The organism is Catellatospora methionotrophica (assembly GCF_011297335.1).
In the GTDB taxonomy this organism is placed as follows: domain Bacteria; phylum Actinomycetota; class Actinomycetes; order Mycobacteriales; family Micromonosporaceae; genus Catellatospora; species Catellatospora methionotrophica.
This window is the reverse complement of the sequence record NZ_JAAOTJ010000006.1, coordinates 1-12729: the sequence shown is the minus strand read 5'-3', so window position 1 is coordinate 12729 and position 12729 is coordinate 1. Positions and strand designations below refer to the sequence as shown.

At 72.6% G+C, this 12729-nt stretch carries 11 protein-coding genes and 1 pseudogene; 10 read left to right on the top strand and 2 right to left on the bottom strand.

The features are described from left to right. Positions 1-9: 9 nt before the first annotated feature. Entirely contained in the window at positions 10-1719 is a 1710-nt protein-coding gene (locus tag HAV40_RS16310) for a glycosyltransferase family 39 protein (protein ID WP_166382080.1), read from the top strand. A gap of 107 nt (positions 1720-1826) precedes the next feature. After that, the gene (gene gltX, locus HAV40_RS16305) at positions 1827-3254 is read left to right on the top strand and encodes a glutamate--tRNA ligase (protein ID WP_166382078.1); all 1428 of its coding nucleotides are present in this window, start codon (positions 1827-1829) and stop codon (positions 3252-3254) included. A gap of 101 nt (positions 3255-3355) precedes the next feature. On the opposite strand, the gene HAV40_RS16300 is transcribed toward gltX, so the two are convergent. Further along, positions 3356-3961 (bottom strand): copper resistance CopC family protein, encoded by a 606-nt coding sequence (locus HAV40_RS16300; RefSeq protein WP_166382076.1) that lies wholly within the window; start codon positions 3959-3961, stop codon positions 3356-3358. A 225-nt stretch (positions 3962-4186) separates the two neighbouring features. Here HAV40_RS16300 and HAV40_RS16295 point away from each other — a divergent pair, with 225 nt between their 5' ends. The 8 genes from HAV40_RS16295 to HAV40_RS16260 all read left to right on the top strand — a co-directional run bounded on the left by HAV40_RS16295 (position 4187) and on the right by HAV40_RS16260 (position 12320). Then, entirely contained in the window at positions 4187-4846 is a 660-nt protein-coding gene (locus HAV40_RS16295; RefSeq protein WP_166382074.1) for a hypothetical protein, read from the top strand. Positions 4847-4902: 56 nt separating this feature from the next. Next, the gene (locus HAV40_RS16290; RefSeq protein WP_166382072.1) at positions 4903-5715 is read left to right on the top strand and encodes an LppM family (lipo)protein; all 813 of its coding nucleotides are present in this window, start codon (positions 4903-4905) and stop codon (positions 5713-5715) included. Positions 5716-6025: 310 nt separating this feature from the next. Beyond that, the gene (locus HAV40_RS16285; RefSeq protein WP_409364932.1) at positions 6026-7234 is read left to right on the top strand and encodes a PucR family transcriptional regulator; all 1209 of its coding nucleotides are present in this window, start codon (positions 6026-6028) and stop codon (positions 7232-7234) included. A gap of 118 nt (positions 7235-7352) precedes the next feature. Next, positions 7353-8318, top strand: coding sequence for an ACP S-malonyltransferase (locus HAV40_RS16280; protein ID WP_166382068.1), 966 nt, complete (start codon positions 7353-7355; stop codon positions 8316-8318). After that, positions 8315-9259, top strand: coding sequence for a beta-ketoacyl-ACP synthase III (locus tag HAV40_RS16275; protein WP_166382066.1), 945 nt, complete (start codon positions 8315-8317; stop codon positions 9257-9259). The genes HAV40_RS16280 and HAV40_RS16275 overlap by 4 nt, the downstream gene beginning before the upstream one ends. A 58-nt stretch (positions 9260-9317) precedes the next feature. Next, a complete protein-coding gene (locus tag HAV40_RS16270) occupies positions 9318-9560 on the top strand; it encodes an acyl carrier protein (protein WP_120316303.1) in 243 nt (80 codons plus the stop codon). Between the two features lie 15 nt (positions 9561-9575). Further along, positions 9576-10802 (top strand): beta-ketoacyl-ACP synthase II, encoded by a 1227-nt coding sequence (fabF, locus tag HAV40_RS16265; protein ID WP_166382064.1) that lies wholly within the window; start codon positions 9576-9578, stop codon positions 10800-10802. A 108-nt stretch (positions 10803-10910) separates the two neighbouring features. Next, the gene (locus tag HAV40_RS16260; protein ID WP_166382062.1) at positions 10911-12320 is read left to right on the top strand and encodes an acyl-CoA carboxylase subunit beta; all 1410 of its coding nucleotides are present in this window, start codon (positions 10911-10913) and stop codon (positions 12318-12320) included. Between the two features lie 86 nt (positions 12321-12406). On the opposite strand, the pseudogene HAV40_RS16255 reads toward HAV40_RS16260, so the two are convergent. Further along, positions 12407-12729, bottom strand: a pseudogene (locus tag HAV40_RS16255) (IS110 family RNA-guided transposase); the annotation flags it as partial.

The following is a 12729-nucleotide window of genomic DNA, read 5'->3' as shown; positions in this document are numbered from 1 at the left end:
GGTCAACGCTTGACCCGCCCACAACCGCACGCCCTCGAGGCGGCCCCGTTCGGCTCCCGGCTCGCCCGCGGCCTTCCGATCACGATCCCCGCGCTGGTCACCCTGTTAGTCGTGCTCGTCGGGCACGACCGGCGCGCACTCTGGCGCGACGAGTACGCCACCTGGTGGGCGGCCTCGCTCTCCACCGACCAGCTGCAACTCCTGCTGTCCAAGGTAGATGCGGTGTTCGCGCCGTTCTACCTGTTCACCCGCGCGTGGGTCGCCCTGTTCGGCGATAGCCTGACCAGCCTGCGGCTGCCTTCCGCGCTGGCGATGGCCGCTGCGGCGGGCCTGATCGGCGCGCTCGGCAGGCGGCTGTTCTCCCCCGGCGCGGGACTGGTCGCCGGGCTGCTGTTCGCGCTGCTGCCCGCCGTCTCCCGCTACGGCGAGGAGGCCCGGCCGTACGCGTTCGCGCTGGCGTTCACCGTGGCCGGCGCGCTCGCGCTGCTGCGCGCCCTGGAGCAGCCGGAACGGTGGCGGCGCTGGGTGCCGTACACCCTGGTCGTGGCGGCCCTCGGCTGGTCGCACCTGGTCGCGCTGACGGTGCTGGCGGCCTACGCGGTCGCCGTCGTCGGCGCGGCGGGGGTGCGCTCGGTGGCGCTGCGCAACTGGGTCGCCGCCACCGTGCTCGGCGGGCTGCCCGTGTTGCCGCTGCTGTGGCTGGGCAAGCGGCAGACCGGTCAGATCGGCTGGATCGGCGACCGCGGCGAGGAGTCGATCCGCGAGTTCATCACCAGCACCTTCGGCTCGCTGTGGATCGGCCTCGCGGTGCTGGCGCTGGCGCTGCTGTCGGTGCGCCTGGCCGAGCCGCGCCGCCGGTTCCTGCTGGCCTGGGCCCTGCTGCCGCCCGCCTCCGTGCTGGCGCTCACTCCCGTGATCAACATGATGCTGTCGCGGTACCTGCTGTTCACGGTGCCCGCCTGGGTGCTGCTGGCCGCCTGCACGCTGCGGCACGCCTCGGCACGGGTCGCCGCGCTGACCCCGGCGGCCCGCGCCGCGGCGGCCCGCGCGGTGTCGCCGGTCCCGCCCACCACGGCGGCGCGCAGCGCGGCCGCCGCCGGGCAACGCAGCGCGAAGACGGTCCTCGGCGCGGGAGCCGCGACCGGTGGATCGGCGGAGCGCGGCGCAGGGTCGGCCAGGGGCGTTACCGTCCGGCCGGCGCGGGCGCTCGCCGGGGACGGGCCCGCCTGGGCCGTGTCGTTCGGCGTGCTGGCGGCGCTGGCCCTGCTCGGGGTGCCCGGACAGGTCGAGGCGCGCACCTTGCCCGCCGGGAACCAGGCGGACCTGCGTACCGCCGCCGAGATCATGCGGCCGCGACTGCTGCCGGGCGACGCCATCGCCTACGGCGGCGAGCCCTACGGCGGCCCGCGGACCTTCCGCCGTGGGATGACCTACGAGCTGCGCGACCTCGACGGGCCCAGGGACGTGTTCGTGTCCGTGCGCGGCCAGGACCGGGGCAGCTTCGAGGCCGTCGAGTGCGCCGACCCGGCCGAGTGCGCCAAGGGCGTCACCCGGCTCTGGCTGGTGACCTCCGCGCCCGACCAAGACTTGTTCGCGGCCATGCCGGTCGCCCGCGCCGAGCTGCTGCGTGACGAGTTCACCACGGTGTTCGCCCAGCGCACCCAGGGCGTCGCGGTCGCCCTGCTGGTCCGCGAGCAGCCCTCGCCCGCCCAGCAGTAGCGCCCGAGCACGCGAAGGCCCACCCCGCGCGGGGTGGGCCTTCGCGTATCCACCGGACGGCAAACCTGGTGGCGGAGCACCCCGGGTCGCGCCGTACGCTGGAGGCCGTGACGGTACGTGTGCGATTCGCCCCTTCCCCGACCGGTATGTTCCACGTCGGCGGCGCCCGCTCGGCGCTGCAGAACGCGGTCTTCGCCAAGCAGCAGGGCGGAGTGTTCGTGCTGCGCATCGAGGACACCGACGCCGCGCGCAACCGCCCCGAGTGGACCGAGGGCATCCTGTCCGCGCTGGAGTGGATCGGCATCGCCCGCGACACCTACGAGGGCCCGCTGTTCCAGTCGGCGTACCACGCGGAGCACACCAAGGCCGCCCAGCAGCTGTTCGACGCGGGCAAGGCCTACTACTGCGACTGCACCCGCGACGACGTGCAGGCCCGCACCGAGAACAAGTACTCCGGCTACGACGGCTTCTGCCGCGACCGGGGCCTGAGCGCGGGCGAGGGCCGGGCGCTGCGCTTCCGCACCCCCGACGAGGGCGTGACGAAGGTCGTCGACCTGATCCGCGGCGAGCCGACCTTCGAGAACAAGCTCCTCGAGGACTTCGTCATCGCGCGCGGCGACGGCTCGCCGGTGTTCCTGCTGGCCAACGTCGTCGACGACATGACCATGGGGATCACCCACGTGATCCGCGCCGAGGAGCACCTGCCCAACACGCCCAAGCAGCAGTTGCTCTGGGAGGCGCTGGGCAAGACCCCGCCGGTGTGGGCGCACGTGCCGGTCGTGGTCAACGAGAAGCGGCAGAAGCTGTCCAAGCGCCGAGACAAGGTCGCCCTGGAGATGTACCGCGACGAGGGCTACCTCGCCGCCGCCATGCGCAACTACCTGATGCTGCTCGGCTGGGCGCCCAGCGGCGACCGGGAGATCGTGGCATGGTCGGTGATCGAGGACGAGTTCCGCCTCGACGAGGTCAACCCGTCCCCCGCGTTCTTCGACGAGAAGAAGCTGCGCGCGTTCAACGGCGAGTACATCCGGGCGCTGTCGGTCGCGGAGTTCACCGAGGTCTGCACGCCGTGGCTGACCGGGCCGTTCCCCACGCCGCAGGAGCGCGAGGAGCGGGGGTACGGGATCACGCCGCCCCCGTGGTCGCCGGACGCGTACGACCCGGCCGTGTTCGCACAGGTCGCCGAGCTGGTGCAGACCCGCATCACGGTGCTGTCCGAGGTCCCGTCGTACGTGGACTTCCTGTTCCTCGACGAGCCCCTGCTCGACGAGGCGTCCTGGGCCAAGGCGTCCAAGGACGCGGGGATCCTGCCCGACGTCATCGCCGCGCTGCGCGAGCTGCCGTCCTGGGATGCCGAGTCACTGAAGAACACCCTGGTCACCGTCGGCGAGGCGCACGGGCTGAAGCTCGGCAAGGCGCAGGCCCCGGTCCGCGTCGCGGTCACCGGGCGCTCGGTCGGCCTGCCGCTGTTCGAGTCGCTGGAGGTGCTGGGCCGCGAGCGCACCCTGCGCCGCCTGGAGGCTGCCGCGGCCTGACCGCCCGCCCCCTTTTCACATAGACGCTGGCCTATCTCATCGAAAAAACGCGTGTCGTTTTCGACGAGATAGGCCAGCGTCTATTAAGGACGGGGTGGGGTTCAGACCTTCTCGCGGCGCTTCTTGACGAGGTTCACGACGCCGCCGACCAGCAGGCCCGCCACCGTGGCCCCGCCGACCCACGGCCACCACGGATCGCCGGACTCCGTGTCGGCGACCGGGGCGGTGCTCGCCGCCGCCAGGCTGGCCGACGGGCTGGCCTGCGCCGACTCGGTGACCGGCGACGGGCTCGGCGCGGCGCTCTCGGCCACCGTCAGCGTGAACTTGTACGAGCCCTTCACGACGTGACCGTCCTTCGACAGCACCTCGTACGCCACCGTGTAGACACCGCCCGCGGCACCGGTGAACGGCGCGGACACCGCCTTGCCGCTGACCGTCACCGGGCCCGACGCGACGGCCGCGTCCGGACCGGTCACCGTGAGCTTCGTCCCATCGCTCTTCAGCGTGGCGAGGAAGGTCAGTTTCACCGCCGCGGGGGCCTCGCTCAGCTTCGCGTCCTTCTTCGGAGAGGCCTCCACCAGGGCATTGTGTGCCCAGGCGGGCGTCGCGCCGAGCAGCAGCGCGCCCAGTCCCATCAGGACGGCGAGCGCCGCCGCGCCCCGCCTAGCGGCCCGGTGCTGTCCGGTCCGCTGCCGACTGTCCGCCACGATCGCCTCCGCCTCGTTATGATCCACCGCAATCCGCAGTTGGTCGACGTTACCGGCCTGTTCAGTTCCCGGCGAATCGCGTGGAACGGCCCCGGATCCGGACAGCATCGCTTCCGTGTCCGAAACGTGACTATCCGAGCAGCAACCTGACAGGTTTCTCGCGGGTCTAAAAGAGGTACCACCAGTCACACTGGCACCAGGTGACGCAGCGAAACGGGGCGGGCCATGCAGGGCATCGTGAAGGGCACCATCGTGAAGATCGCGGCAGGACTGTGCGCGGCAGCCATGCTGCTGATCGGCGCGCCCGCGTTCGGTGCGCCGACGCCGTCGCCCAAGCCGAGCCCGTCGCCGACGGTGCGGAGCATCACCATCTCCTCCGACACGCTGGGCGCGCCCATCGTGCTGCGCTCCGACTCCCACCAGCGGCCGTTCACGGCGATGGCGGGCGAGGTCGACTGGCTGGCCGGCGGCACCTCGACGCTCAAGGGCCTGCCTGCCGACAAGCTCGGCCCGAAGTTCACCGTGCTGAGCGCAGTCAACGGCGTCGACAAGCAGACCTACGACCTGTACCCGCTGGCCGCGGGCGGGCCCCGGGTGTTCCGGCCGGCCGCGCAGCCCGACAAGCGCAAGGTAACCGCCGCCTGGTTCCTGGGCCGCTTCACCATGGACGCCTCGCTGCGCGGCGCCGGGGTCCTGCTGGGCACGGCCCCGCCGGCCGAGGGCGGCGGCGTGGGCGGCGGACTGGTCGAGTCGGCGACCGCCGAGCCGGACATCCGTGCCATGGTCGGCGACTGGCAGCGCTTCGTCGGTCTCAACGGCGCGGTCGTCGTGGTCATCGCGCTCGGCGTCTTCGCCATCGCGTACGCCTTCCGTCGCACCATCTGACGTCAGCACCCGCGCCCCGGCTTCCGGCCGGGGCGCAGGTGCCACATACTGGCCCGATGCGACTGCCCCGCAAACCCCTGCGCACGCTGGCCGTGCTCGCCGTGGCGGCGTTCAGCCTCACCGGCTGCATGAAGCTCGACATGAACATGACCGTCAACAGCGACGACACCGTCGATGGCACGATCATCATGGCGCTGGACAAGTCGGTGCTGCAGCTCAGCGGCAAGAGCCCGGAGCAGGCCTTCGCCGAGGCCGGGGACAGTCTCACGGAGCTGCCGAAGGGCACCCGCACCGAGGTCTACGACGACGGCAAGTACTACGGCAAGAAGATCGTCTACGACGACCTGCCGCTCACCGAGTTCAACACCGGTGAGAAGGGCGCGCCCTCGATCACCCACGCGAACGGCAAGTACCTGTTCACCGCCGACCTCGACACCGGCGCGGACGGCCTCGGGCCGCAGGCCGAGATGGTCAAGCCGTTCCTGAGCAGCCTGCAGATCAGCTTCGCGGTCACCTTCCCCGGCAAGGTCGTCGAGCACGACGCCAAGGCGGTCGTGGACGGCGACACTGTGCGCTGGAACGTGGCACTGGGCGGCAAGAACGAGCTGCGCGCCGTGGCCGAGGAGGGCAGCGCCTTCCCGTGGCTGGTCGTCGCGATCGTCGGCGGCGTGCTCGGGCTCGCCGTGATCGTCGGCATCGTGCTGCTGTCCGTCTGGCTCACCCGCCGCAAGGCGGCTCCCGCCCTGGCCGATCCGGCCGCGACGTCGTTCGACCCCGCAACCGTGCGTCAGCCAGTCGGCGCGAACCCGGCGACGTCGACCCATCCCACGCCGCAGCAGGGCGGCACGGACGGGTATCCGCAGCCGTGACCGCACGCGGCGGCGCGCCCGTCCCCGGAGCCTGCTCACCCGCTCCGCGGCGGGCGCACCGCGCGAGCGGCCCATCGCGTCGCGTCACCGCGCACCGCGCGAGCGCCTGTCGCGTCGTGTCACCGCGCACCGCGCACCGCGCGAGCAGACCCGCGCACCGCGCGGCCGGGCACCGTGAAAGCGGGCTGGCGGCCGGGCACCGTGAAAGCGGGCTGGCGGCCGGGCGGCGGGCCGTGATCCCGGCCGGGCCGGGCCGGTCCCGGGGGCGTGCCGCGTGAGCCGGAGCCCGGGAGCGCGCAAGCTCCCTAATATGGGGCACATGACCGACGGCGAGCCGCTGGCCGCGACCCTGCGGCAGATCGAGCGGTCCGCCGGTGCCCTGGCCACCGCCAGCGTGTCCCGCATGGACGAGTCGCTGCCGTGGTTCCGCGAGCTGCCGGCCGACCAGCGGTCCTGGGTCATGCTGGTGGCCCAGGCGGGGGTCCAGTCCCTGGTGCAGTGGCTGCGCACCGGCGCGGGCACGCGGGGCGGGCCGCAGGCGGTCTCCGACGAGGTCTTCGACGTCGCGCCGCGGGCGCTCGCCCGCAGCATCAACCTGCAGCAGACGGTCGCCCTGATCAAGGTCACCATCGACGTCGTCGAGGAGCAGGTGCCGCACCTGGCCGCTGACGGCGAGGAGCAGCAGCTGCGCGAGGCGGTGCTGCGCTACTCCCGCGAGGTCGCGTTCGCCGCGGCCCGGGTGTACGCCCGCGCGGCCGAGTCGCGCGGCGCGTGGGACGCGCGGCTACAGGCGCTGCTGGTCGACGCGCTGCTGCGCGGCGACTCCGCCGACGTGCTGGCCAGCCGGGCCGCCGCGCTGGGCTGGACCGACGCGCCGCCGGTCGCGGTGGTGGTGGGCCGCTCCCCCGGCGGCGAGGCCGCGATCGTGCTGCACGGTGTGCACCGGGCCGCCCGGCGCGCCGACGTGGAGGTGCTGGGCGGTGTGCACGGCGACCGGCTGGTCGTGGTGATGGGTGGGGCGGGCGATCCGGTGTCGGTCGCCGAGCGGCTGCTGCCCGCGTTCGGCGAGGGCCCGGTCGTGGTCGGCCCGGCGGTGCCGTCGCTGGAGGCGGCCACCGAGTCGGCCCGGTCGGCGATGGCGGGTTACCGGGCCGCGCCCGCGTGGCCCGCCGCGCCCCGGCCGGTGGCCGCCGACGATCTGCTGCCCGAACGGGCCCTGGCCGGTGACGGGGAGGCGCGGCGCATCCTGCGCCACTCGGCGTACGGGGCGCTCGCGCGGACCAGCGGGGAGCTGCTGGAGACGCTGGACGCGTTCCTCGTGCACGGTGGCGCGCTGGAGGCGACGGCGCGAGCACTGTTCGTCCACCCGAACACGGTGCGTTACCGACTGCGCCGAGTGGCCGAGGTCACAGGCTTCGGCCCACTGACTCCGCGTGACGCGTTCACCCTCAAGATCGCCCTTGCGCTGGGTCGCCTGGAGCCCGGTACGCAGGGCGAACAGCTCACTAAGCCGACATGAACAGGACATAATTCCGCCACTGTGCGCCGATCTTTGTGGAGTACCCACAACATCGGTAGGAGGATTTAGTCATCCCCGGCAACAGCGTGCGGGTCCGTGATCCCTCAGGGTTGAAGACGTGCTCGCCGTACTCTCCCCGGGCCAGGGTGCCCAGAAACCCGGATTCCTCACGCCGTGGCTCGACCTCGACGGCGCCGCTGACCGTCTGCACTGGTGGTCCGGCCTCGCCGGAGTCGACCTGGTGCACCTGGGCACCGCGGCCGACGCCGAGGAGATCAAGGACACCGCGAAGACACAGCCCCTGCTGATCGCCGCCGCGCTGCTGGCCGCCGACCAGCTGCCGATGGCCGGTGTGTCGGTCGTGGCCGGGCACAGCGTCGGCGAGCTCGGCGCGGCCGCGCTGGCCGGGATCCTGACGCCCGACGCGGCGATCACGCTGGCCGGGGTACGTGGCCGCGAAATGGCCGCCGCCTGCGCGCTGGAGCCCACCGGCATGGCCGCCGTGCTCGGCGGCGACGAGGCCGAACTGCTGGCCGCCCTGGAGGCGCACGGCCTGTACGCGGCCAACCGCAACGGCGCGGGGCAGATCGTCATCGCGGGCGCGCTCGACGCGCTCGACAAGTTCGCCGCCGCGCCGCCGGCCCGTACCCGGGTCATCAAGCTGCAGGTCGCGGGGGCGTTCCACACTCCGTTCATGGCACCGGCCGAGGCGGCCCTGGCCGCCGTCGCGAGCACCGTGGCCACGGCCGACGCCCAGCGCCCGCAGCTGTCCAACGCCGACGGCGCGGCTGTGACCGACGGTCAGGACATGCTCGGCCGTCTGGTCCGCCAGGTCACCGCACCGGTCCGGTGGGACCTGTGCATGCGCGGCCTGGCCGAGCGCGGCGTCACCGCCGTCATCGAGCTGCCGCCCGCGGGCACCCTCGCCGGGCTGGTCAAGCGCGAGCTGAAGCCCGGCACGCCGGAGATCGTCACGCTGAACACGCCGGACGATCTGGCCGCCGCGAAGGACCTCATCTCGCGCCACAGCGCACCGGGGTCGCCCGAGTCCACCCCGCAAGCCCGTATCGGAGAGCAATCATGACCGTTAACGGCAGCAAGATCCTCGCATTCGGGCACTACCAGCCGTCGCGCGTCGTGACCAACGACGATCTGGCGCAGATGGTCGACACCAACGACGAGTGGATCCAGTCCCGCGTCGGCATCAAGGAGCGGCGTATCGCCGACACCGAGACCGTCGCCGACATGGCCGGGTTCGCCGCGGAGAAGGCGCTCGCCGCGTCCGGTCTGAGTGCCACCGACATCGACCTGGTGATCGTGGCGACCTGCTCCTCGATCGACCGCAGCCCGAACGTGGCCTGCCGGGTCGCCGACAAGCTCGGCATCGCCGGGGCGGCCGCGTTCGACCTGAACACCGCGTGCTCGGGCTTCTCGTACGCACTGGCCAATGCCGACCACGCGATCCGCGCGGGCGCGGCCAAGCACGCCCTCGTGATCGGCGCGGAGAAGCTGTCGCAGATCACCGACTGGTCCGACCGCAGCACCTGCGTGATCTTCGCGGACGGCGCGGGCGCGGCTGTCCTGTCCGGGACCGCCGAGGGCGAGGAGCCCGGTGTAGGCCCCGTGGTCTGGGGCAGCGAGCCCAGCGACGCTATCGCGATCGAGGGCTGGCAGCCGTACATCGTGCAGGAGGGCCAGAAGGTCTTCCGCTGGGCCACCGGCACCGCCCCGCAGGTGGCGCTCGCGGCCTGCGAGAAGGCCGGGGTGGCCCCCGGTGACCTGGGCGGCTTCGTGCCCCACCAGGCCAACCTGCGCATCATCGAGCCGCTGGCCCGCAAGATCGGCGTGGACCCGGCGGTGCTGTCCCGCGACATCATCGAGTCGGGCAACACCTCGGCGGCGAGCATCCCGCTGGCGCTGTCCAAGATGATCGAGCGCGGCGAGGTGAAGTCCGGTTCGCCGGTGCTGCTCGTCGGCTTCGGCGGCGGCCTGACCTACGCCGGTCAGGTAGTCCGCTGCCCCTGAGCCCCACCCCTGGCTTTTCTCACCATAAGTTCCACCAACCGAAGGGAAACCAAGTTCCATGGCTACGCGCGAAGAGGTCGTCACCGGCCTGGCCGAGATCCTCGAAGAGGTCGCCGGCGTGAACCCCGACGACGTCTCCGAGGAGAAGTCGTTCACCGAGGACCTCGACGTCGACTCGCTCTCCATGGTCGAGGTCGTCGTGGCCGCCGAGGAGAAGTTCGGCGCGAAGATCCCGGACGACGAGGTCCAGAACCTGAAGACCGTCGGCGACGCTGTCTCCTTCATCGTCGCCAACTCCTGAAGTTGCGAGATTGACGTGACCAAGCCTGACGTTGTCGTCACCGGCATCGGCGCCACCACCCCGCTCGGCGGAGACGTGGCGTCGACCTGGGACGCGATGCTGGCGGGCCGCTCCGGGGTCAGCAAGCTGACCCAGGAGTGGGCCGATCAGCTGACAGTGAAGATCGCCGCCCAGCTGGCGGTGGAGCCGAGCGAGGTCATCGACCGCGTACGGCTGCGCAAGCTGGACCGCTCCGAGGCCGTGGCGCTCATCGCCGCTGCCGAGGCGTGGGCCGACGCCGGCCTGGCCGACGCCGGCCTCGACAAAGAGCGGCTCGGCGTTGTTGTCGGCTCCGGCATCGGCGGCGCACAGACCCTGCTGGCCCAGGACGACATCCTGGAGGCGTCCGGCGCGCGGCGGGTCAGCCCGCACACGGTGCCGATGCTGATGCCGAACGGTCCGGCCGCCTTCGTCGGTCTGGAGTACGGCGCGCAGGCCGGCGTACACGCGCCGACCAGCGCGTGCGCGACCGGAGCCGAGGCCGTCGCCTGGGGTCTGGACATGATCCGGTCCGGCCGGGCCGACGTCGTCATCGCCGGTGGCACCGAGGCCGTCATCCACCCCCTGCCGATTGCCGGTTTCGCCTCGATGCGCGCCATGTCGACGCGCAACGACGAGCCGGAGAAGGCCTCCCGCCCGTGGGACAAGGGCCGTGACGGCTTCGTCCTGGGCGAGGGCGCGGGCATCCTGATCCTGGAGCGGGCCGACCACGCCGTGGCCCGCGGTGCGCGGATCTACGCGCGGCTGGCCGGGGCGGGCATGACCTCCGACGGGTACGACATCGTGCAGCCCCACCCCGAGGGCACGGGCGCGGCCAAGGCCATCACGAAGGCGCTGCGCGACGCGGGCGTCGACAAGGCCGACGTCGTACACGTCAACGCCCATGCGACGTCGACCCCGGTCGGCGACATCGCGGAGATCGCGGCACTGCGCTCGGCGCTGGGTGAGCACCCCGTGCTGACCGCGACGAAGTCGATGACCGGGCACCTGCTCGGCGCGGCGGGCGCGCTGGAGTCGATCGCGACGATCCTGGCGATCCGCGACAGTGTCGTGCCGCCGACGATCAACCTCGACGACCCCGACGACGCCCTGACCATGGACGTGGCGGCGCACAAGGCCCGCCCGCTGCAGATCGCGGCGGCGCTGAACAACTCGTTCGGCTTCGGTGGGCACAACGTCGCCCTCCTGTTCACGCGGCCCTGAGCCGGTCGGCCGAGCAGTTCGGCCGCCGGTCACAGCCAGGCGACGCCCAGGTGCCGTGAGGCGCCTGGGCGTCGTTTCGTTCACCCGTCCCCGCCCGAGGAGACCCGTATGACCACGATCTCGGCGGCAGCCGACCGGGGCGTCGACCACCGCGACCCGCTGGTGCGGTTGCGGGCGCTGTTCGACGAGGGCACGGTGCGCACCCTGGCCGGGGCCGACGGCTCCGGGGTGCTCAGCGCCCGGGGCGAGATCGAGGGCGTGCCCGCGGTCGCCTTCGCCACCGACGCCACCGTGATGGGCGGCGCGATGGGTGTCGAGGGCTGCCAGCACATCGTGGACACCATCGACACCGCGGTCCGGGAGCGCATCCCCGTGGTCGGGCTGTGGCACTCCGGCGGTGCCCGGCTCGCCGAGGGCGTCGTCGCGCTGGACGGCGTGGGCCAGGTCTTCGCCGCGATGGTCCGAGCCTCCGGGCGGGTCCCTCAGCTGTCCGTGGTGCTCGGCCCGGCCGCGGGCGGCGCGGCGTACGGCCCGGCGCTGACCGACATCGTGATCATGAGTGACGCGGGCCGGATCTTCGTCACCGGCCCCGAGGTCGTCCGCTCCGTCACCGGCGAAGAGGTCGACATGGAGAGCCTGGGCGGCCCCGACGCGCACGGCCGCCGCTCCGGTGTCGTCCACCTCACCTGCCCCGACGACGCGACCGCGCTCAGCCAGGCACGCCGGCTCGCCCGGCTGCTCGGCCGCCAGGGCAGGCTGTCCCCCGCCGACGTCACCGACGACCGGGACCTCAGCGTCTCGATGCCCGCCGCGGCCAACCGGGCGTACGACGTCCGGCCTGTCGTCAAGGCGCTGCTCGACGAACCCGGCGTGGAACTGCACGCCAAATGGGCGCCCAACGTGGTGACCGTGCTCGGCCGGTTCGCCGGGCGCACCGTCGGCGTCGTCGCCAACAACCCGCTGCGCCTGGGCGGCTGCCTCGACTCGGCCGGTGCGGAGAAGGCCGCCCGCTTCGTGCGCATGTGCGACGCGCTCGGCGTGCCCCTGGTCGTCCTGGTGGACGTGCCCGGCTACCTGCCCGGACTCGGCCAGGAGTGGGACGGCGTGGTGCGCCGCGGCGCGAAGCTGCTGCACGCCTTCGCCGAGGCGGTCGTGCCCCGGGTGACCGTGGTGACCCGCAAGGCGTACGGCGGGGCGTACATCGCGATGAACTCGCGCTCGCTCGGCGCGAGCGCCGTGTTCGCGTGGCCGAACGCCGAGGTCGCCGTCATGGGCGCGGGCGCGGCCGTGAACATCCTGCACCGCCGCAAGCTCGCCGCGGCCCCGCCCGACGAGCGCGAAGCCCTGCGTACCGGCCTGATCGAAGACCAGACCCGCACTGCGGGCGGCGTCAACCGCGCCGTCGACATCGGCGTGGTCGACGACGTCATCAAACCCACCGAAACCCGCCGCCGCGTAGCCGAAGCCCTCGCCGCCGCCCCCACCGCCCGAGGCGCCCACAGCAACATCCCCCTCTAGTCCGAAAACTTGAGGGTGAGTGGGCAGGCGGCAGCGTCTCGGCGTAGCGCAGCGGAGCCGGGACAGGGTTTGTCGTTGTATCGCGGTCAGGCGGCTGCCGGTTCGATGGTGACCTTGTAGCCGAGGCTTTGCAGCGCGGTGATGTGGTTGCGTGCCCGTCTGGCCGGGTTGGTGCGGTTGTCGTAGAAGTCGGCCCCGAGGTCACGGAATGCGGCCTCGGGGTCTGACATCAGATGCCAGATGACGGTCAGCACGGAGCGGCCGACCGCGACGATGGCGCGTTTCGGGCCTCGACGGCGGGCGATACGCCGATAGCGTTCGCCGAGGAATGTGCTGGTCCGGGCGGCGCTGACGGCGATCTGCCCCAGGGCGCGGGCCAGGTACGGGTTGCCGTGCCCGGTCGATGCGC

Coding starts and splice junctions, on each gene's coding strand:
- HAV40_RS16285 (WP_409364932.1), top strand. CDS start 6,026: ATGGGGCACATGACCGACGGCGAGCCGCTGGCCGCGACCCTGCGGCAG.
- HAV40_RS16295 (WP_166382074.1), top strand. CDS start 4,187: ATGCAGGGCATCGTGAAGGGCACCATCGTGAAGATCGCGGCAGGACTG.
- HAV40_RS16260 (WP_166382062.1), top strand. CDS start 10,911: ATGACCACGATCTCGGCGGCAGCCGACCGGGGCGTCGACCACCGCGAC.
- HAV40_RS16270 (WP_120316303.1), top strand. CDS start 9,318: ATGGCTACGCGCGAAGAGGTCGTCACCGGCCTGGCCGAGATCCTCGAA.
- HAV40_RS16275 (WP_166382066.1), top strand. CDS start 8,315: ATGACCGTTAACGGCAGCAAGATCCTCGCATTCGGGCACTACCAGCCG.
- HAV40_RS16290 (WP_166382072.1), top strand. CDS start 4,903: ATGCGACTGCCCCGCAAACCCCTGCGCACGCTGGCCGTGCTCGCCGTG.